Source organism: Streptomyces sp. NPDC058470, assembly GCF_042721055.1.
Taxonomy (GTDB): domain Bacteria; phylum Actinomycetota; class Actinomycetes; order Streptomycetales; family Streptomycetaceae; genus Streptomyces.
This window is the reverse complement of record NZ_JBHXMF010000043.1, coordinates 1-19,455: the sequence shown is the minus strand read 5'-3', so window position 1 is coordinate 19,455 and position 19,455 is coordinate 1. Positions and strand designations below refer to the sequence as shown.

Below are 19,455 nucleotides of genomic sequence, written 5' to 3'. Positions count from 1 at the left end.
CGGTCAGGAGGCGGCCCGGCCCTTCACCACTCCAGGGCCCACGGCCGCCCGGAGCCCGCGAAGTGGCCCACGTTCACGCACTCGGTCGCCCCGATCCGCATCCGCCGTGCCAGCGGCTGGTGGACGTGGCCGAAGAGCGAGTAGCGGGGCCGGGTACGGCGGATCGCGTCGAGGAGAGCCAGGCTGCCGCGTTCGAAGCGGCGCGCCACCGTGTCGTAGACCAGTTCCGGCACCTCGGGCGGGATGTGGGTGCACAGCACGTCGACCTCGCCGACGGCCTCGATCTTCGCCGCGTACTCCTCGTCGCTGATCTCGTAGGGCGTGCGCATGGGTGTCGTCAGTCCCCCGCCGACGAAGCCGAAGGTCCAGCCGCCGATCTCCACCCGCTGGCCGTCGAGCACCGTCGTGCCGGGTCCGGCGTATTCCGGCCACAGAACCGGCATGTCGACATTGCCGTACGTGGCGTACGTCGGTGTCGGGAAAGCGGCGAACAGGTCGGCGTACTGCTTGCGCACCGCCTTCTCGATGGCGGTCGCCCGGCCCGTGCCGATGCCGGCCCACAGCCGGGCCCCGAAGTCCCGCGCCTCCTCGTAGCGGCGGGCGGTGCGCAGCTCGACGATGCGGTCCGCGTTCTCGACGCCGAAGAGGTCGGGGAAGATGCCGCGCGAGTGGTCGGCGTAGTCGAGGAAGAGCACGAGGTCACCGAGGCAGATCAGCGCGTCCGCGCCGTCGCCGGCCCTGGCCAGGTCACGGGCGTTGCCGTGTACGTCACTGACCACATGGACGCGCGTCCTGCCGTTACCGCCTGGTGTGGGTGCCATGACGATCAAGGGTAGGCGTGTGCGGCATGGGTGAACAGGAGCGGGTGGACCAGTGATTACTGGCCAGTGAAGAAACCCGTGGACTACTGTGCGCCAAGGAATACCAACCTGTGTGACACGGCGAACATCTCGTCCGACCCCCCTGTCGAAGAAGGCATACCGACGGGTAACGTCCGGGCAGTCCAGTCGTACTCAGGATTTCAACAGTGATCTCCCTGGGTGCCTGCCCAAGCCTTGGACCGCGCCGTCGCAGCACACAGAGTCGTGGCGTCGGCGCCCAATGAGGAGCAGCAGTCTTGCGCGAGTTCAGCCTTCCGGCTTTGTACGAGGTCCCTGCGGACGGAAATCTGACCGACATCGTCCGTAGAAACGCCGCGCAGCATCCCGACGTCGCCGTCATCACCCGCAAGGTGGGCGGCACGTGGACGGATGTCACCGCCACCGCCTTCCTCGCCGAGGTGCGGGCCGCGGCCAAGGGGCTGATCGCGTCGGGCGTGGAGCCCGGTGACCGGGTCGGCCTGATGTCCCGTACCCGCTACGAGTGGACGCTGCTCGACTTCGCGATCTGGAGTGCGGGCGCGGTCACCGTGCCGGTGTACGAGACCAGCTCGGCGGAGCAGGTGCAGTGGATCCTCAGCGATTCGGGCGCGACCGCCTGCGTCGTCGAGCTGGACACGCACGCGGCCACCGTGGAGTCGGTGCGCGACCGGCTGCCCGCGCTGAAGCAGGTGTGGCAGATCGAGGGCGGCGGCGTCGAGGAGCTGGGCCGCGCCGGTAAGGACGTCACCGACGAGGCGGTCGAGGCGCGCAGCTCGCTCGCCAAGGCCGACGACCCGGCCACCATCGTCTACACGAGCGGGACCACCGGCCGCCCCAAGGGGTGCGTCCTCACCCACCGCAGTTTCTTCGCCGAGTGCGGCAACGTCGTGGAGCGGCTGCGCCCCCTGTTCCGTACGGGCGAGAGCTCGGTGCTCCTCTTCCTGCCGCTCGCGCACGTCTTCGGACGCCTGGTCCAGGTCGCGCCGATGATGGCGCCGATCAAGCTGGGCCTCGTTCCCGACATCAAGAACCTCACCGACGAGCTGGCCTCGTTCCGGCCGACGATGATCCTCGGTGTGCCGCGCGTCTTCGAGAAGGTCTACAACTCGGCGCGCGCGAAGGCGCAGGCGGACGGCAAGGGCAAGATCTTCGACAAGGCGGCGGACACGGCGATCGCGTACAGCCGCGCGCTGGACACCCCCGCGGGCCCGTCCCTCGGTCTGAAGATCAAGCACCGGACCTTCGACAAGCTCGTCTACAGCAAGCTGCGGGCGGTGCTCGGCGGCAAGGGCGAGTTCGCCATCTCCGGCGGCGCCCCACTCGGCGAGCGCCTCGGGCACTTCTTCCGCGGCATCGGCTTCACGGTCCTGGAGGGCTACGGCCTGACCGAGTCCTGCGCGGCCACCGCCTTCAACCCGTGGGACCGCCAGAAGATCGGCACGGTCGGCCAGCCGCTGCCCGGTTCGGTGGTGCGGATCGCGGACGACGGCGAGGTGCTGCTGCACGGCGAGCACCTGTTCAAGGGGTACTGGAACAACGAGGCCGCGACCGCCGAGGCCCTTGCCGACGGCTGGTTCCACACCGGTGACATCGGCACCCTCGACGAGGACGGCTATCTGCGGATCACCGGCCGCAAGAAGGAGATCATCGTCACCGCCGGCGGCAAGAACGTCGCCCCGGCCGTGATCGAGGACCGCATCCGGGCGCACGCGCTGGTCGCGGAGTGCATGGTGGTCGGCGACGGGCGCCCGTTCGTCGGCGCGCTCATCACCATCGACGACGAGTTCCTGGGCCGCTGGGCCGCCGAGCACGGCAAGCCGGCCGGCTCCACCGCGGCGTCGCTGCGCGAGGACGTGGACCTGCTGGCCGCGATCCAGAGCGCGATCGACGACGGCAACGCGGCGGTGTCGAAGGCGGAGTCGGTACGGAAGTTCCGGATCCTCGACTCCCAGTTCACCGAGGAGTCGGGGCATCTCACGCCCTCGCTGAAGCTCAAGCGGAACGTGGTGGCGAAGGATTTCGCCGACGAGATCGAGGCGATCTATCGGGGCTGACGCCCCAGAAACGAACTCCCGCCGTAGGGGCGGGGGTTCGATGACGACCCACCGGCCGTGCGTGGCTGGTCGCGCAGTTCCCCGCGCCCCTTCAGGACGCCTCCGCAGAAGCACGCCTTCAGGTGCGCGGGGAACTACGCGAGCAACCCACAACCACCCGCAGTCGCCGGAAGCCGACAAGCGGCACCCCCACCGCCGCTAAAGCAACTCCCGCAACCGCCCCGCCAGCAGGTCCCACCGCCACTTCTCCTCGACCCACTCCCGCCCCCGCTCCCCCATCCGCCGGCGCAGCTCGGAGTCGCCGAGCAGGGCGACGATCCGGTCGGCGGCCGCCTCGGGCGACCCCCCGCGGACGACCCACCCCGTCTCACCGTCCAGGACCGCGTCGGGCGCGCCCCCGGAGTCCCCCGCGACAACGGGCAGACCGGTCGCCGACGCCTCCAGATAGACGATGCCGAGCCCCTCCACGTCCAGCCCGCCGCGCCGCGTACGGCAGGGCATCGCGAAGACATCCCCCGCGCCGTAGTGGGCCGGCAGCTCCGACCAGGGCACCGCGCCGGTGAAGCGGACCGAGTCGGTGACACCGGTCTCGTGGACAAGCCTCCGCAGCTCCTTCTCGTACGGCCCGCCTCCGACGATCAGCAGCACCGCCTCCGGCTCCTCGGCCAGGATGCGTGGCATTGCGAGGATGAGGGTGTCCTGTCCCTTGCGCGGGACGAGCCGCGAGACGCAGACGACGACCGGGCGGTCGGTGAGCCCGAGCCGGGCGCGGACCTCGGCGCCGCCGGAGCCCGGGTGGAAGGTCTTCTCGTCGACGCCGGGCGGCAGTTGGACCATCCGCCCGGCCGCCTCGGGGGTCAGCGCGCCGGCGATCCGGGAGCGCGTGTACTCCCCGAGATACGTGATGGTGTCCGTGGATTCGCCGATCCGGCGCAACAGGCCACGTGCGGCGGGCAGTTGGGCCCACCCGGCCTCGTGGCCGTGCGTGGTGGCCACCAGCCGCCGCGCGCCCGCCCTGCGCAGCGCGGGCGCCATCAGGCCGAGCGGGGCAGCCGCCCCGAACCACACCGACGTACAGCCGTGTTCCCGCAGCAGCCCGGCCGCGCGCCGCGTCACGGCGGGAGTGGGCAGCAGCATCGTCGTGCGATCCCGTACGACGGTGAAGGGCTGCTCGGCGTCGAAGGCGGCGGTCGCCTCGGTGCCCTCGCGGCCCCGCTTCCAGGTGGAGGCGTAGACGACGAGCCGCTCTGGGTCCAGGCGCAGCGCCATGTTGTGCAGGAATGCCTGGATGCCGCCGGGCCTGGGCGGGAAGTCGTTCGTCACGATCAGGGTCTTGTGCATCGTGTTCGACACTATCGAACCTATACTCACAGCTCCGTACGGCCGCGCTTGATGGCTCCCGCACAACATCGCGCGCCATCATGACCCCGCCAAAACACCTCCGCGGAGCATCGCCGCCTCGCGAGATCCGGACGAACGAGGGCCAGGTACGCATGACGGGCGCAAAGGGGGCGAGGTTCCCGTACGCGTTGACGGGAATCTGGGGCCTGACCAGGCTGCTACTGCTGCTCTTCGTCTTCGGGTTCCTCGTCTTCCCGGGCCCGGACGTCACCAGCGACGTCTCGGTGATCTACCGGGGCTGGTACGAGGTTCTGCGCACGGGCACCTTCCCGCTGGACGACGTCACCTGGCAGTACCCGCCGGCCGCCGCCCTGCCGATCCTCTCCCCCGGCCTGCTGCCCTTCCTCGACTACGAGCACGCCTTCTTCGTGCTGGCCTTCGTCGCCGACGTCGTGGTGTTCGGGCTTCTCCAGTACGCGGGAGGGCGCTCCGGCAGGTCCTTGCGCGGCGCCTGGGTGTGGGTGGTGGGTGTGCCGCTGCTCGGGCCGACCGTGTACGCGCGCTACGACGTCATGGTGACGGCCGTCGCGGTGGCGGCGCTGCTCGCCGGGGCGCGTCATCCGCGGGTGATGGGGACGCTGGTGGGCTTCGGAGCGATGCTGAAGGTGTGGCCGGTGCTGCTGCTGGTGGGGGCCGTCAGGCGCCGTGCGTGGGCCGCGGCGGCGGTCTCCACGGCGGGGATCGCGGTGCTGTTCGCGGTGTCGATGCCCGGCGCCTTCGCGTTCCTGACCTTCCAGCGCGACCGCGGCACCGAGGTGGAGTCGCTCGGGTCCCTCGCCTTCCATGTGGCCCGGCAGTACGGCTGGGACGGCCAGGTGCTGCTCAACTACGGTTCCGTGGAGTTCCTCGGCCCGGGCGTCGACCTGGTGAGCACGCTGGCACTGGTGCTCACGGCGGTCGCCTTCGGCTGGCTGCTGCTGTGGCGGCTGTGCGCCAAGCGGTTCCTGACGCACACGCTCGCCGACGCCGCGTTCGTGGCGGTGCTGATGTTCACGACCACGAGCCGGGTGATCAGCCCGCAGTACATGGTGTGGCTGGTCGGGCTCGCGGCCGTCTGCCTGTGCTTCCGTGCCAGCCGGATGACGGTGCCGGTCGGCCTCGTGCTGATCGCGTCGTTCGTGACGGTCCTGGAGTTCCCGATCTGGTTCTCGCACGTCGTGGTCAGCGACGGTCTCGGCGTCACCCTCCTGTTCGTCCGCAACGGCCTGCTGGTGATCGCTGCCGTGACCGCCGCGGTGGCCCTGTGGCGCGACACGGTGTCCCGGCCCGCCCCGGCGCTGCCCGCTCAGGCGGCCCGCACCAAGGAGACCTCGGTGTCCTCCTGACGCCCCGCCCCTCCCCGGAGAACGACACACTGCACCGTCATGGACAGCGCGAGGGCGAGGCAGATCCCGGGCAGCCCGAGCCCCGACAGGGCGTAGGCGAGCGGGAGTTGGACGGCCGTCCCGAGCAGCGTCACCCGTAGCAGCAGCGATGCCCGGCCGCTCCCCTCGTAGACCCCGCCGAGCGCGATGAAGCAGGCCATCAGCAGCAGGTAGGGCCCGACGCAGCGCAGGAAGAGCGCCCCGTCCCGGGCGACCTCGGGTCCGGCGCCGAAGGCCGCCATGATCCAGGGGGCGAGGACGCCGAGCAGGGCCGCCGCGAGCAGCCCGACCGCCCCCGAGACGAGTACGGCCTGCCGTCCGACGGCGCCCCTCTCGTCATGGCCCGCGCCCCGCAGGTGCGCCGTGTGGATCGAGGCGGCCTGCCGGACCGCGTAGAACGCCATGGTGGCGACGTACATGACCTTGTACGCGATGGAGTACGCGGCCACCGCCGTCACCCCGAGACGGGCCACGATCGCGACCAGGACCAGGGCCCCACCCTGCCGCACGGTGAAGTCGGCGGACATCGGCAGCCCGGTCGTCAGGGTGCGCCGGAGTGCGGCTCCGGTGGCCTCCGAGGGCGCAAGGGCGGCCGACTCCCGCAACAGCGTGTTGCGGCGCAGGGCGACCAGCCCGACCGCCAGGGCCACGCAGCGGCACAGCACGGTCGAGAGGGCGGCGCCCTGGACGCCGTACGCGTGGATGAGCAGCGGGTCGAGTCCGAGGATCAGGCCGTTGGCCAGCAGGGCCAGGCGCATCGGGGTGCCGGTGTCGCCGGTGCCCTTCAGGATGCCGTCGACGAGGTTCTGGGCGAAGAAGACGGTGATCCCCGGCAGGGAGATCGCGAAGTATCCGACGGCGAGGGGCAGGGCGCGTCCGTCGCCGCCCAGCACGAGCCGGGCCAGCGGCTCCCGCAACAGGTATCCGCCGACGGCGACCGCCGGCGTGACCGCCGCGAACAGCGCCCATCCTCCGCGGACGGCCGCCCGGACCGCGCCCGGATCCCGGGCCCCTCTGCCGTGCGCGACCAGGACGGTCGTACCGGAGGCGAAGACCAGGGCGACGCCGAGCAGCACGTTCTCGGCGTTGGTCGCGACGGCGACGGCGGCCACGGCGGCGCCGCCGAGCCGGGAGACCCAGACGGTGTTGATGATCCCGGCGGCGACGGAGGCGAGCAGGGAGAGGTAGACGGGGTGGGCGAGCGCTATGAGCTGCTTGCGATGGGCGTTCACACGGGCTCCCTCGATACGAGCTACATCGATACGAGCTACATCGTTTAGAGGTAGCTCGATAAGAGGTAGCTCGATAAGAGGTAGCATGTCGGTGCGAGGACTCGCAATCGCAATCGTCAATACCGGCCGCATCGTCAACAAGGAGCCGCGCATGCTGGAGCTGTCGATCCTGGGCTTCCTGTCCGAAGAGCCCCTGCACGGCTACGAGTTGAAGGAGCGGATCAAGGCGCTGAGCGGTCACGTCCGCCCGGTCAGCGACGGCGCGCTCTACCCGGCGATCACGCGCCTGATCACCGCGGGCAAGCTGGACCAGCACGCGGAGCCGGGCAGCAGCGCGGCCCCGCGCCGCATCCTGTCGCTCACCGACCGGGGCCGCGAGGACCTCCTGGAGCGACTGCGCCACCCCAGGCAGACGGAGATCACCGACCAGGTCCGCTTCAACACGCTACTGGCCTTCCTGCGCCACCTGCCCGACCCCCGCGAACAGGCCGCGGTCCTGCGCCGCCGCCAGGAGTTCCTGGACACGCCCGCGAGCTTCTTCTACCGGGACGGCAAGCCCGTACGGGCGGAGGAGACCGGCGACCTCTTCCGGCAGGGCATGCTCCGGGTGGCGCGGGCGACGGGCGAGGCGGAGCGGAAGTGGCTGGCGGAAGCCATCGCACAGCTGGAGAGCTGAACACGTCCCGCCGCACCACGGTCAGCCCAACTGCGCCCGCAGATACTCCCGCCACTGCTCCGTGAACTTCTCCGGCGTGGTGTCCAGCACGTCCCGCAGCGCGTCCTCCACCGCTCCCGCCCGCTTGTCGTGCCCGCCCACGGCCCGGTAGAAGTCGTTGAGGCGGACCTCGCCCCAGCGGTCGGCGATCAGCCGGCAGGCCAGCCAGCCACCCTCGTACGCCTGCGCCAGCTGCGCCGCGTCCCCGCTGAACCCGAAGTCCGCGTCGTCCGGCAGCGCGGCAGGCACCTGCCCGTCCGCGACGGCCCGCTCCAGCTCCGGGGCGATCTGTGCGGCGGTGCGCCCGCTGCCGAGGTAGCCGACCCAGTCCGCGTAGCCCTCGGAGAGCCACAGCGGTGTGGCGGCGGTGGTGTGGGCGCGGGTGGCGACATGCGTGGTCTCGTGCGTGAGGACCACCTGTTTGCCGAGGTCTCCGAGGATGCCGTACGCGTCGGGGTTGACGATGATCCGGTCCGCGGGCGCCTTCGCGGAGGCCCCCGCCTCGCCGGTGGTGACCGCCGCGATGCCCTGGTACCCGGACGCCGGAGCACCCAGCAGCCCCGCCATGCCCTCCACGGACTTCGGTACGAGCGCGACGACATGCCCCGACCAGTCGGTGCCCCACGCCTGCGACACGGCGGGCACGGCACGGTCCGCGAGATCCGCGTAGGAGCGCAGCCGGTCCTCCGACTGGCCGACCCCCATCACCAGGCTGTGCTCGCCCCGTACGACCGTCACCGCGCCCTGCTCCCACAACTGCTCGCTCGCGTCCTTGGCGGGCTTGTCCGAGGCGACGTACCACGTGCCGTCGGTGCGGATCAGGTCAAGAGTGCGGGCGGCCGTCACGGGGGCCTTGTCGTAGCCGTCGACGCGGTAGCTCAACTCGGCGTCGGCGGTGGCCCGGTCGCCGGAACGGTGGAAGCCGGTCACGCGGTACGACCAGGCCGCCAGCGGCACCTCCCGGAGATTCCCGAACTCGGTGAGGGGGGTGCCCGTCTGCTCGGTGGCCCGGTACGCCGGCTCGTCCCGGTCCAGGACGGCCGCCGACCGCCGGTCGAGGACCCGCTGCACCTCGGCCGCCGCGGTGTCCGGGGCTGCGCCGCCGCCGCAGCCGACCAGCACGGCGAGCAGCAGCACCAGGGAGAGCCCCGCTCGCGACGCGCGCCTTCGACCAGCCACGTTCCCGATCGTACGGTGCCTTCGCGCGCGGTCAGACCCTGGTGACCGACGAGACCGGCATCATGCCCACGGGGTCGTAGCGGACGGGCGCGCCCGGGTAGGGCGCGTGGATCACCTGCCCGTTGCCCATGTACATCGCGATGTGGCTGGCGTCGTCGCGGTAGGCGATCAGGTCGCCGGGCTGCGCCTGGGAGAGCGGCACCTGCCGCCCGGCGTACCGCTGGGCCTGCGAGGTGCGCGGCAGACCGACCCCGGCCTGTCCGTACGACCACTGCATGAGGCCCGAACAGTCGAAGCCGCCGGGCCCGTTGGAGCCCCACACATACGGGCGGCCGAGCGCGGAGCGGGCCGCGGCGACGGCGGCGGCCGCGCGCCCTGAGGCCGGGGCCGTGCCCGCGAAGTCGGGCATGTCGGAGCGCCCGGAGCGGGACGCCCGGTCATAGGCGGCCCGCACGGAGTCGGGCAGGGCGTTGAGCAACTGCCGCGCCCTGGTGAGCTTCCGCTCGACGGTGCGCTTGTGGTCGGCGACGGCCTTGCGGCTCTTCTCCAGCTCGGCGAGCTTGCCGGCGGCCTCCTCGCGATGCTGGGCGAGGTCGCGCATGGCGAACTGGAGCTCCTTGAGTTCGCCGGCCTGGTGGGCGTTGATCCGATCGAGGACGGCGGCCTTGTCGAGGTAGTCGTCCGGGTCCTCGGAGAACAGCAGCGCGAGGGACGGGTCGACACCTCCCGAGCGGTACTGGGCCCCGGCGAGCGAACCGAGCGCGTCGCGCATGGTGTTGATCCGCTCCTGCTGCCGGGCGATCTCGTCCTGGGCCTCACTCACCTCCTCGCGCAGCGAGTCGGCACGCTCATCGGCCTTGTTGTACGCCTCGGTGGCCTTCTCGGCCTGCTCGTACAGGCGGTCCACCTCGGCCCGGGTGTCGTCCTGCGGCGCTGCGGCGGCCGGTACGGCGCCGAGGGCCGCGGCGGCGGCGGACATCACGCAGACGGCGAAACCGGCGGCGCCGGCGCCCGGGTCGAAGCCGGACGCTGCAAAGCGGCGATGGGACCCCACGAGTAGCCGCTCTCCCTTCCGCTGTCACTCCCCCTGAATTGGAGGAAACGCGGCCGACAGTAGCCGTGCGACGACGCACTGGCCAAAGACCCCGGCGGGCACACAACGTGACACCCCGCCGGAGACGCAGGTCACCGGCGGGGTGTGGGGTCAGCTGGAGTCACCGCGATTCGCCCGTTCGGGCGGCATGGCGACAGCCTCCTCGAAGCGCGTGCGTCAGATCCGGACGCCGAACTGGAAGGGCATGTTGCTGATCGACTCGTAGCGCACGACCGCGCCGGGCTTCGGAGCGTGCAGCACCTGGCCATTGCCCGCGTAGAAGCCGACATGGTGGAAGTCGCTGTAGAAGATGACCAGGTCGCCGACCTGCAGATCGCTCTGCGAGTAGATCCGGGTGCCCGCGCTGGCCTGCGCCTCCGCTGTGCGGGGTATGGACACACCGGCCTGGGCGAAGGCCCAGGAGGTCAGACCCGAGCAGTCGAAGGAGGAGGGGCCGGAGGCGCCGTAGACGTACGGCGAGCCGAGCACGGACTGCGCGGCGGCGTACGCGGAGCCCGCGCGGCCGGAGGCGACGCCTGAGCCGCTGAAGGCGGCGTTCTGGGCGGCGGTGCTGGCCTGCGCCTCCTTCGCGTCGAGGGCTGCCTGCTCCGCGGCCGTGAGGCTGTTGAGGAGTGAATTGGCCTCGGCGAGCTTGGCCTGGACTTCCTTCTTGTTCTTGGCGAGCTCGGTGCGGGTGGCGGCGAGGTCCTTGAGCTTCTCGGAGGCTTCCGAACGCTGCTGGGCGAGCGCGCGCTGCTTCTCCTGGACCTCCTTCAGCGTCTCGACCTGCTGATTGCTCAACTGGTCCATCGTGGACGCCTTGTCGAGGTAGTCGTCCGGGTCCGCCGAGAGGAAGAGCTGCACGGAGGGGTCGATGGCGCCGGTGCGGTACTGGGCGGTGGCCATCGAACCGAGGCCGTCACGCAGGTCGTTGAGCTCCTGCTGGCCGCGGGCCACGTTGTCCTGAAGGGTGTCGATCTCCTTCTGGAGCTTGTCCTGCTTCTCCGTGGCGCCGTTGAGCTTCTCGGTGGCCTGCTCGGCCTCGTCCTGGAGCTTGTCGACCTGGGACTTGACGTCGTCCACGCTCGGCTTCTCGCTCGGCGCGGCGTTGGCGGCATTCGCGCTGAGGACGACGGCTGCGGCCGCGGCGGTGCTGAGCACGGTCAGACGGGCGCGGCTCGGCTGCTTGGGTCGACGGTGGGACGCCACGAAGGCGAGCTCCTTCTTCCTTCAGCCGCCTGCCGATCACTCCGACGGGCGGGCCCCCTCCACCGTCACTCCCAATGAGTGATCACCCGAGCAGAGGTTCGAGGCCTGACCCTAGTGACCTTCTTGTGATCAGTTCAAATCCTGACAGGAAAAATCTCGGTCACTGAGCGTTTCTTTGCCGACAACTCACAAGCAGTAATGCGCACTTGACACTACGTTGCGTGAAGATCCCGCCAATCCGGGCATCACACCCAGACGTTACGCATGACGCTTAGGTTGCCTATGGGGCGTACGCGGCATCCGATCAGCCGTGCGAGAAGCGCTTGAGGAGCACCACCGAAGCCACCGGCCGCGCACCCGCCTTGGCGATCCCGTCGGCCACCTCACGGTCGGTGGAGACGACGATGACCGGCCGTCCCGGCGGCTCGGCGCGCACCAGCTGGCGAATCAACTCGTCCGCCGTGACGCCGGGCTTGGAGAAGAGCACGCGCACCCCGCGCGGCGGCGCGAGCAGCACCGGTGCGGCCAGCTCGGCCCCGTCGAAGACACACGTCACCTCGGCCCCGGTCTGCGCGGCGAGCTGCGAGAGCTGCCCGAGCAGTCTGAGCCGCTGCTTCTCCAGCGGCATCTGCGGATAGCCGGTCTTGGTGACGTTGTAGCCGTCGACCACCAGATGGGCCTGCGGCAGCGCGAGCAGCTGGTCGAGGATCGCCGGGTCGTGCTCGGAAAGCGCCCGGGCCGCGATGTCCTTCGGTGTCATCCGTCCCGGTTCGACCGCGTCGACCGTCTCGGCGGGCCGCACGGACACGGGCGGCAGTGCGAGCTCCCGCCGCAGGCCCTGCGTGGCCTCAAGGACGGTGTCGAGCAGCAGTCGTACCCGCATGTCCTCGACGCTGCGGCCCTCGCGCGTCGCTCTCCGCGTCGCCTCCAGGGCCGCCTCGGCCTCCCCGAGCCGCGCCTTGAGCCGCCGGGCCTCACTCTCGGCGGCCGACAGCTGGGCCTGCCCCTCCGCCCGCGCGGTGTCCGACTCGGCCTGGAGCTTGCGTACAGCCGCCTCGCCGCGCTTGACGTCGCTGAGAGCCCCGCGCAGCTTGCGGTGGAGTGATTCGGCTTCCTTCTTCGCGGATTCCAGCTCCGTACGCAGCCGTTCGGTCTCCGCCTTCGTCTGGCCGCGGGCCTCCGCCAGCTCCTGGCGCAGCCGCTCCAGCTCGGCCCGGCTCTCCTCGTCGGCGCGCTCGGCGTCCGCCCGCAGGGCCTCCTCGCCCGCGGCGGCCACCAGCTTCACCCAGCCCGTGGGGCGCAGCACATAGGCCGCGGCCGCCACGTCCAGCGGATCCGCGGCCGGGGGCGGCGCGCCCGAGTCGAGTGCGCCGGTCAGCTCCGACTGCGCTTCTCTCAGCTTCTCGGCGATCCGCTGCCTGAAGAGCGGGTCCGTCTCCAGCGCGGCCGCCATCGCGTTACCGGCGAACTTGGCCCGCCTGTTGGGCGCGAACCGCGCGAACTGCCGCAACTGCGAGGGCAGTTCGCCGATGGTCAGCCCGCCGAAGCCGTCGGAGACGATCTGCACGACCCGCCGGCGCACACCGTCGGGCAGCGGACGGTCGAGCACCTCGGCGGTGCCGTCGTCCGGCTCCCCGCCTGTGGTCTCCACCATCCGTCACCTCATTACCTGTGCGGGGCCCGCTCCCTCAGGAGCCGGCGCCCGGCCTGTCCACGAGTTCCACCTGATCCAACGCGTTGCACCAGCGACACCGCACCGACTCGATGGTCTCACTGACCACCTCGCGTTCCTCGACCTTGGGTTCCCCGGCGAGGTCGAGATGCACGTACTCGACGACCTTCGACGAACGGGTCACGTCGAAACGTGTGAGGTTGCCGCAGAGCGTGCAGCGCCAGCGGGTCTCGGCAGTCGGGAGGGGAACCGTCATGTGGTGTCGTTTTCCTTCTGGTGTCCGTACCACGCCAGTCTCCCTGGCGTGTATGGCTCGTAACCCTAAGGCCTGGCGGGTACTCGACGTTCGGCCGTCCACTGCGGCGAGGCACTCTGTGTGCATCCGTTCTGTTACGCCATGCTCTGCACCATGATCGGCAACTGGAGTACGACGGTCGGCAGAGCGGTGCGGAGTAAGCCGGCACCGGTGACGTACGGGCTGATCGTGCTGTCCTGCCTGATCTTCGTGATCGGTCCGGCGTCCGGCCTCAATCCGGTGTACGGCACCGGGGACGAACTGCTGGCGGCCCAGCAGGCCTACTTCCGGCGCTGGGGCGTGGTGCCCGCGGAACTCCTCACCGGGGACCCGCGTGCGGCGCTCACCCCCGCCACGGCCCTGTTCATCCACGGCGGCTGGCTCCACCTCCTGGGCAACATGCTCTTCTTCCACGTCTTCGGGGTGATGACCGAGGAACGGATGGGCCGCGTCGAGTTCGCCCTCTTCTATCTGGGCTGCGGCTACCTCGCCCTGCTTGGCTACGCGGTCGCCAACGCGGAGTCCCAGCAGACCCTGGTCGGCGCCTCCGGGGCGATCTCCGCGGTGCTCGGCGCGTTTCTGTACCTGTTCCCCAAGGCCCGGGTGACCAGTCTCTTCCCGTTCCTCTTCTTCCTGCCGCTGCGCTTCCCGGCCTGGGTGGTGCTGCCCTTCTGGGTGACCCTGCAGTGGCTGGCGGCGGGTCGCGCCTCCACCGGCCCCGGGGTCGCCTATCTGGCCCACCTGGTGGGCTTCTCCCTCGGCTTCGGCTACGCGTGGGTGCGTTTCGGCCGGACGACTAGAGTGAAAGCCCCAGCCGCGGCCCCCGAGGGAGAAAACCAGCCGTGATCACCGCGATCGTGCTCATCAAGACCAGCGTGGACCGGATCCCCGAGATCGCGGAGTCGATCGCCGCCCTCGACAGCGTCAGCGAGGTCTTCTCGGTCACCGGTACGTACGACTTGATCGCGATGGTCCGCGTGAAGGCCCACGACGACCTGGCGGACGTCATCCCGGGCAAGATCAGCAAGATCCCCGGCGTCGAGGGCACGGACACCCACGTCGCGTTCCGCACGTACTCCCAGCACGACCTGGAGGCGGCGTTCGCGATCGGCCTGGACGGCTGAGAGCCGGTCCCGGTCAAGCGCGGCTGAGAGCCGGTCCCGGTCAGGCGCTGAGGTCCACCGCGGCGATTCCGCCGCCCGAGGGAACGTAGCAGCGCTTGCCGCTGAGCACGGGGCTGTGCTGGTCCTCGCCGGTGGAGTTGCCGAGCGCCTCGCTCCACACCGGTTTGCCGTCCATACCCAGGGCGCACAGGACGAGCCCGCTTCGCACATAGATACGGTCCCCGGCCACCACCGGGCCCGGCAGCCAGTCGCCGCCTATCTCGTACGTCCACGCGGTGGAGCCGTCGGCCGCCTTGACCGCGTCGACGGTGCCCCGCCCGGTGGTGATCGCGAGCGACCGGTTCCCGGCGACCATCGGGCCGCTGCTCTCCGCCCGGGCATCCCACAGCAGCTCACCGTCGAGGCTGAACGCGTGCCGCTTCGCCCCTCCGTCCGACTCGGCGACGAGGATGTCGCCGACCAGGGCGGGCCGGCCGACGTCGACGCCCGTCGAGACCTCCCAGAGCCTGGTGCCGTCCTCGGCGTCCAGGGCCACCAGGGTGTCGCCGAAGGTGCCCGCATAGACCACGCCCCCTGCCACCAGCGGGGTGCCGGTCGGACCGGCGGGGGTCGACGCGCTCCACAGCACGGTGCCGTCGGCCGCGTAGCAGCGGAACCCTCCCTCATCGGTGCCGCCGGTGGCGACCAGTACGCCGCGGCCCGCGAGAATCGGCGGGTCGTAGCCGTTGTCGCCGACGTTCCTGGTCCAGCCGAGCTTGCCCGTCGCGTCCACCGCGCACAGCCGGCGCCGCGCCCTCTTCTGGTCCCAGACGACGCAGAAGATCCCGTCCGGGGTGACGACGGGCGTCGACACCTCCTCGCCGAGCGCGAGCGCCCAGTGCCGCCCGCCCGCACGGGACAGGGCGTGCAGCTTCCCGTTCGCGTCCCCGAGGTAGACGACTTCGCCGTCCGGCGACACGGCGACACAGGGTCCGTACAGGCCGCCGAGCCCCGCGGCGTCGTACTGCCAGGCCAGGGCGGCGGAACTCTCCGTGCCCGCCGCGGATGCGGTCCGGGGGGACTCGGGAGACTCGGAGGTCCCGCCGCCCTGCGTTCCGCCCTCCCGCTGCCAGAGCCACCAGCCGGCTCCCCCGCCGGCGGCGACCACCGCCCCGCCCGTCACCGCCGTCAACAGCCTCCGCCGCGAAGGCCGTTCGGGTTCCGGTAAGCGGTCCGGCGCCGAAGCGCCCGTGACCGTCGCCGGGGCGATGTACTCGACGCGGCTCTCTCCCTCGCCCGACTCGCGCTCCGGAAGCCACCGCTCGTCCCCCGCGACCGTCGCCGGTGCGGAGGTGAGCCACCCCGGCCGCAGAGCCGCCCGCAGGGAGGCCGCCGAGTGTCCGGCGGCCTCGACCACTTCCTCGGGGGTGGGCCGGCCCCCGGGCTCCTCCCGCAGACAGGCCTCGACCAGCGGAAGCACGCGCGCCGGAACCCCGGAAAGATCGAAGTCCCGTGTGACGATGCGCAGCAGGATCACCGAGTCCTGGCCCTCCCCGAAGGGCTCGCGGCCGCTCGACGCGTACGCCAGCACGGCGCCCAGCGCGAAGACGTCACTCGGCGGACCCACCTCGGAACCGTTGCGGATCTGCTCGGGCGAGACGTATCCGACCGAGCCGACCATGGTGCCGGTGCGGGTCATCGCCGTCGCCTCCAGCGCCCGTACGATCCCGAAGTCGATGACCCGCGGACCGTCCGGCGCCAGCAGGATGTTGGACGGCTTGAGGTCGCGGTGCACCATGCCTTTGGCGTGGATCGCGGCGAGGGCCTCGCCCAGTGCGGCCGCGAAGGTGAGCACCGCGTCCTCGGGCAGCGGGCCGCCGTCGAGTACCGCGTCACGCAGGTTCGGCCCCTCGACGAACTCCGTTGCCATCCAAGGCCGTTCGCCCTCCGGGTCGGCGTCGATCACCCGCGCGGTGTAGGTGCCGCTCCCCCCGACGGTCTGCGCGGCCCGCACCTCCTGGCGGAACCGGGCGCGGAAGGTGCGGTCCTGAGCGTGCTCGGCCCGCACCACCTTCACGGCCAGCCGGAGCCCGGCACGCGACTCGGCGAGATAGACCTCGCCCATGCCGCCCGCGCCGAGCCGCCCGAGTACCTCGTACGGACCTATCCGCCGTGGATCCGTCTCCCGCAGCGCCTGCACTCCCCGTGACTCCCCTGATCGCCGTACGGCCGCCGAAGGGGAGCGTATACGCCGTGCTCCTGTCCGGCGATCACACGGCCGGAACGCAACGCCCGTCCTGCGTCCGGTAGTTCCACTTCGCGCCGTCCCGGACGAGCTCCTTGACCGCGCGCACGAAACGCTCGACGTGCTCGTCCGGCGTGCCGGCGCCGAAGCTGACGCGGATGGCGTTGAGGGACTTCTCGCCGGGCGCGGCCTCGGGGGCGCCGCACTCGCCCTGGGTCTGCGGGTCGCTGCCGAGGAGGGTGCGCACCAGCGGGTGGGCGCAGAACAGGCCGTCGCGCACCCCGATGCCGTACTCGGCGGACAGGGCGGCCGCGAAGTGCGAGCTGTTCCAGCCCTCGACGACGAAGGAGATGACGCCGACGCGCGGGGCGTCGTCGCCGAAGAGCGAGAGGACCCTGACCTCGGGCACCTGGGCGAGACCCGCGCGGACCGTCTCGATCAGGTGCTGCTCACGGGCGACGAGCGTGTCGAAACCGGCTTCGGTGAGCGCCTTGCAGGCGGAGGCGATCGAGTAGACGCCGATCACGTTCGGCGAGCCGGCCTCGTGCCGGGCGGCGCTCTCGTGCCACTCCACGTCCACACCCCCGTCCGTACGCCGCGACACCTTGCGGCTGGCGCCGCCGCCCGCCAGGTACGGCTCCGCCTCGCGCAGCCAGTCGGAGCGGCCCGCGAGGACACCGGAGCCGAAGGGGGCGTACAGCTTGTGCCCGGAGAAGGCGACCCAGTCGACGTCGAGGTCGCGCACCGACACCGGGTGGTGCGGGGCGAGCTGCGCGGCGTCGAGGACGATGCGCGCGCCGTGCGCGTGCGCGGCGGCGGCCAGCTCACGCACCGGCCACAGCTCACCCGTGACGTTCGAGGCGCCCGTGACACAGACGAGGGCCGGACCCCGAGGGTCGCGGTGGCTGAGCGCGCGCTCCAGGGCCGCGACGGCCTCCGCCGGCGTACGCGGGGCGTTCAGGTACGTCACCTGCGCGTCCCGCCAGGGAAGCAGCGAGGCGTGGTGCTCGGTCTCGAAGACGAAGACCTGGCAGTCGGCCGGAAGGGCGGCGGCGAGCAGGTTGAGCGAGTCGGTGGTCGACCGGGTGAAGACGACCTGGTCGTCGGCACGGCAGTCCAGGAACTCGGCGACGGTGGTGCGGGAGTTCTCGAAGAGGTCGGTGGACAGCTGGGACAGGTACCCGGCCCCGCGGTGCACGCTGCCGTAGTACGGGGCGTAAGCGGCCACGTCGTCCCACACCCGCTGGAGGGCCGGGGCGCTGGCGGCGTAGTCGAGGGCGGCGTACGTGACCTCGCCACCGGTGACGAGCGGGACGGTGACATCTTGTCCCAGAACGGGCAGCTGGGTACAAACGTCCTGGTCGGCGGCAACGGTGGAGACAGACATGGCGAACTCCTGTGAGACGCGGGGAAATCTCCGCGCGAGCCGGTCCATGGAGATGACGCTCAGCGCGGGAAGGGGGTGAAAGGGATAGGCGGAAGAGGGGCTCTACGCCCTATCGCATTCGCTTGCTCACAGAAGGCTCCCTCGAATGACCAGGACCCCTGGGCCTTAACCACTCAGAAGAGGGCGAGGGGTCCGCGCTTGCCGCAGACCTCGCTGCCTACGGCCTGGTCTTCACCCGGGGCACCCCGCCACGGACGGAGGGTTGCCGGACAGTCGGCCGGGGCCTCATGACTGTCACTCATGACCTGCCGAAAAAACTAACCGAACCGATCGCGACGGCGCAACCCGTGTCCGGATCCCGGAACGCGCAAGGGGCCGGACCTCTTCGGCCCGGCCCCTTGCGAACCGCCTCGCGAACTACGCGTTGGTCGCCGCCACCCACCGCTCCAGCGTCCGTTTCGCCGCCCCCGAGTCGACGGCCTCCGCCGCCTTCGCCATCCCCGCGCGGATCTGCTCCGCGAGCGGCCCGTCACCCGGCGACAGGGCCACCAGCGCCGCCGCCGAGTTCAGCAGCACGGCGTCCCGCACCGGCCCCGTCTCGCCGTCGAGGAGCCGGCGCGCCACGTCCGCGTTGTACGTGGAGTCCGCGCCCCGCAGCGCCTCGATCGGGACCAGGTCGATGCCGACGTCCCTCGGGTCGAAGGTCTCCTCGGTGACCTTTCCGTCCCGTACGACCCACACCCGGGACGTGGAGGTGATGGTCAGCTCGTCGAGCCCGTCGTCGCCGCGGAAGACCAGCGAGGAGTTGCCGCGCTCGGCGAAGACGCCCGCCACGATGGGCGCCATGCGGGGGTCCGCGACGCCGACGGCCTGCGCCTTCACCCGTGCCGGGTTCGTCAGCGGACCGAGCGCGTTGAAGACCGTACGGATGCCCAACTGCGCCCGCGCGGCGCCCACATGACGTAGCGCCGGGTGGAACTTCACCGCGAAGCAGAAGGTGATCCCGGCCTCCTCGGCCACCTCGGCCACCCGCTCCGTCGTCAGCTGCAGATTGACCCCGAGCTTCTCCAGGACGTCGGACGCCCCGGAGGCGGAGGAAGCCGCCCGGTTGCCGTGCTTGACGACCTTCGCGCCCGTCCCGGCGATGACGATCGCCGACATGGTGGAGATGTTGACGGTCTTGGCCCCGTCACCGCCCGTACCGACGATGTCGACGGTCCTCCCCGGCACCTCGATCACGTTGGCGTGCTCGTACATCATCCGTACGAGTCCGGTGATCTCCTCGACGGTCTCTCCCTTGGCCCGCAGTGCCACCGCGAACCCGGCGATCTGCGCGTCGGTCGCCTCACCGCGCATCATCAGGTTCATCGCCCAGGCGGTGTCGTCCGCACTCAGGTCACGGCCGTCGAGCAGGCCGTTCAGCAACCGGGGCCAGGAACGGTCCGCCGCGGTGTCGCCTCCAGCGGGGTTCACAGCGCTCATGGTCGCTCCTGGGGTGCTCAGAGAGGTACGCGGGTGGACTTGCCCCCATCCGTAGGGGCGAGTCCACCCTATCCAGCCCTGGAGACGGCAAAGAGCCCCGTCCAGGCAAGGCGGATTCTCGGGGTCCTCGCAACACCTGATGGCTTACGTGGCCGTCAGTAGAT

General features: G+C 71.1%; 16 protein-coding genes and 1 riboswitch. Of the genes, 5 read left to right on the top strand and 11 right to left on the bottom strand.

Going from position 1 to position 19,455, the window contains the following annotated elements; translation table 11 throughout:
• Window positions 1-23 precede the first annotated feature (23 nt).
• Window positions 24-821: a metallophosphoesterase gene (locus tag ACFWP7_RS28340; RefSeq protein ID WP_384386649.1), complete on the bottom strand. Its 798-nt coding sequence runs from the start codon at window positions 819-821 to the stop codon at window positions 24-26.
• A 296-nt stretch (window positions 822-1,117) separates the two neighbouring features.
• On the opposite strand from ACFWP7_RS28340, the gene ACFWP7_RS28335 reads away from it, so the two are divergent.
• Entirely contained in the window at window positions 1,118-2,914 is a 1,797-nt protein-coding gene (locus ACFWP7_RS28335; protein ID WP_384386646.1) for an AMP-dependent synthetase/ligase, read from the top strand.
• Window positions 2,915-3,112: 198 nt separating this feature from the next.
• Here ACFWP7_RS28335 and ACFWP7_RS28330 read toward each other — a convergent pair whose 3' ends face one another.
• Window positions 3,113-4,255 carry a glycosyltransferase family 4 protein gene (locus ACFWP7_RS28330; protein WP_384386643.1) on the bottom strand — a complete coding sequence of 381 codons (1,143 nt, stop codon included), beginning with the start codon at window positions 4,253-4,255 and terminating at the stop codon, window positions 3,113-3,115.
• Between the two features lie 152 nt (window positions 4,256-4,407).
• Between ACFWP7_RS28330 and ACFWP7_RS28325 the strand changes: the two genes are divergently transcribed.
• The gene (locus ACFWP7_RS28325; protein ID WP_384386641.1) at window positions 4,408-5,640 is read left to right on the top strand and encodes a glycosyltransferase 87 family protein; all 1,233 of its coding nucleotides are present in this window, start codon (window positions 4,408-4,410) and stop codon (window positions 5,638-5,640) included.
• On the opposite strand, the gene ACFWP7_RS28320 is transcribed toward ACFWP7_RS28325, so the two are convergent.
• The gene (locus ACFWP7_RS28320; protein WP_384386638.1) at window positions 5,601-6,911 is read right to left on the bottom strand and encodes an MATE family efflux transporter; all 1,311 of its coding nucleotides are present in this window, start codon (window positions 6,909-6,911) and stop codon (window positions 5,601-5,603) included. The two genes, ACFWP7_RS28325 and ACFWP7_RS28320, sit on opposite strands and share 40 nt — an antisense overlap.
• 151 nt (window positions 6,912-7,062) lie before the next feature.
• Here ACFWP7_RS28320 and ACFWP7_RS28315 point away from each other — a divergent pair, with 151 nt between their 5' ends.
• On the top strand, window positions 7,063-7,587 hold the full coding sequence (locus tag ACFWP7_RS28315; protein ID WP_384386805.1) for a PadR family transcriptional regulator: 525 nt from the start codon (window positions 7,063-7,065) through the stop codon (window positions 7,585-7,587).
• Between the two features lie 21 nt (window positions 7,588-7,608).
• Here ACFWP7_RS28315 and ACFWP7_RS28310 read toward each other — a convergent pair whose 3' ends face one another.
• From ACFWP7_RS28310 to ACFWP7_RS28290, 5 genes are all read right to left on the bottom strand, one after another.
• Window positions 7,609-8,805, bottom strand: coding sequence for a hypothetical protein (locus tag ACFWP7_RS28310; protein WP_384386635.1), 1,197 nt, complete (start codon window positions 8,803-8,805; stop codon window positions 7,609-7,611).
• Between the two features lie 31 nt (window positions 8,806-8,836).
• Window positions 8,837-9,859 carry an NlpC/P60 family protein gene (locus ACFWP7_RS28305; protein WP_384386633.1) on the bottom strand — a complete coding sequence of 341 codons (1,023 nt, stop codon included), beginning with the start codon at window positions 9,857-9,859 and terminating at the stop codon, window positions 8,837-8,839.
• Window positions 9,860-10,075: 216 nt separating this feature from the next.
• A complete protein-coding gene (locus ACFWP7_RS28300; protein ID WP_384386630.1) occupies window positions 10,076-11,107 on the bottom strand; it encodes an NlpC/P60 family protein in 1,032 nt (343 codons plus the stop codon).
• 304 nt (window positions 11,108-11,411) lie between these two features.
• The gene (locus tag ACFWP7_RS28295; RefSeq protein ID WP_384386627.1) at window positions 11,412-12,761 is read right to left on the bottom strand and encodes an NYN domain-containing protein; all 1,350 of its coding nucleotides are present in this window, start codon (window positions 12,759-12,761) and stop codon (window positions 11,412-11,414) included.
• Between the two features lie 34 nt (window positions 12,762-12,795).
• Window positions 12,796-13,035, bottom strand: a complete 240-nt coding sequence (locus ACFWP7_RS28290) for a hypothetical protein (RefSeq protein WP_266465096.1) — start codon at window positions 13,033-13,035, stop codon at window positions 12,796-12,798.
• A gap of 153 nt (window positions 13,036-13,188) precedes the next feature.
• On the opposite strand from ACFWP7_RS28290, the gene ACFWP7_RS28285 reads away from it, so the two are divergent.
• Complete coding sequence (locus ACFWP7_RS28285) at window positions 13,189-13,920, top strand: rhomboid family intramembrane serine protease (RefSeq protein ID WP_384386622.1); 732 nt, start codon at window positions 13,189-13,191, stop codon at window positions 13,918-13,920.
• A complete protein-coding gene (locus tag ACFWP7_RS28280; protein WP_266465093.1) occupies window positions 13,917-14,198 on the top strand; it encodes an Lrp/AsnC family transcriptional regulator in 282 nt (93 codons plus the stop codon). Before ACFWP7_RS28285 ends, ACFWP7_RS28280 begins: the two co-directional genes overlap by 4 nt.
• 40 nt (window positions 14,199-14,238) lie before the next feature.
• On the opposite strand, the gene ACFWP7_RS28275 is transcribed toward ACFWP7_RS28280, so the two are convergent.
• The 3 genes from ACFWP7_RS28275 to trpD form a co-directional block, all read right to left on the bottom strand.
• Entirely contained in the window at window positions 14,239-16,377 is a 2,139-nt protein-coding gene (locus ACFWP7_RS28275) for a PQQ-binding-like beta-propeller repeat protein (RefSeq protein ID WP_384386618.1), read from the bottom strand.
• A 70-nt stretch (window positions 16,378-16,447) separates the two neighbouring features.
• Window positions 16,448-17,809: an aminotransferase class V-fold PLP-dependent enzyme gene (locus ACFWP7_RS28270; RefSeq protein WP_384386615.1), complete on the bottom strand. Its 1,362-nt coding sequence runs from the start codon at window positions 17,807-17,809 to the stop codon at window positions 16,448-16,450.
• 189 nt (window positions 17,810-17,998) lie between these two features.
• Window positions 17,999-18,115, bottom strand: a riboswitch (SAM riboswitch).
• A gap of 111 nt (window positions 18,116-18,226) precedes the next feature.
• Window positions 18,227-19,291 carry an anthranilate phosphoribosyltransferase gene (trpD, locus tag ACFWP7_RS28265; RefSeq protein ID WP_384386612.1) on the bottom strand — a complete coding sequence of 355 codons (1,065 nt, stop codon included), beginning with the start codon at window positions 19,289-19,291 and terminating at the stop codon, window positions 18,227-18,229.
• Between the last annotated feature and the right edge of the window lie 164 nt (window positions 19,292-19,455).

Coding starts and splice junctions, on each gene's coding strand:
- ACFWP7_RS28340 (WP_384386649.1), bottom strand. CDS start 821: ATGGCACCCACACCAGGCGGTAACGGCAGGACGCGCGTCCATGTGGTC.
- ACFWP7_RS28330 (WP_384386643.1), bottom strand. CDS start 4,255: ATGCACAAGACCCTGATCGTGACGAACGACTTCCCGCCCAGGCCCGGC.
- ACFWP7_RS28325 (WP_384386641.1), top strand. CDS start 4,408: ATGACGGGCGCAAAGGGGGCGAGGTTCCCGTACGCGTTGACGGGAATC.
- ACFWP7_RS28315 (WP_384386805.1), top strand. CDS start 7,063: ATGCTGGAGCTGTCGATCCTGGGCTTCCTGTCCGAAGAGCCCCTGCAC.
- ACFWP7_RS28295 (WP_384386627.1), bottom strand. CDS start 12,761: ATGGTGGAGACCACAGGCGGGGAGCCGGACGACGGCACCGCCGAGGTG.
- ACFWP7_RS28290 (WP_266465096.1), bottom strand. CDS start 13,035: ATGACGGTTCCCCTCCCGACTGCCGAGACCCGCTGGCGCTGCACGCTC.
- ACFWP7_RS28285 (WP_384386622.1), top strand. CDS start 13,189: ATGATCGGCAACTGGAGTACGACGGTCGGCAGAGCGGTGCGGAGTAAG.
- ACFWP7_RS28270 (WP_384386615.1), bottom strand. CDS start 17,809: ATGTCTGTCTCCACCGTTGCCGCCGACCAGGACGTTTGTACCCAGCTG.
- trpD (WP_384386612.1), bottom strand. CDS start 19,291: ATGAGCGCTGTGAACCCCGCTGGAGGCGACACCGCGGCGGACCGTTCC.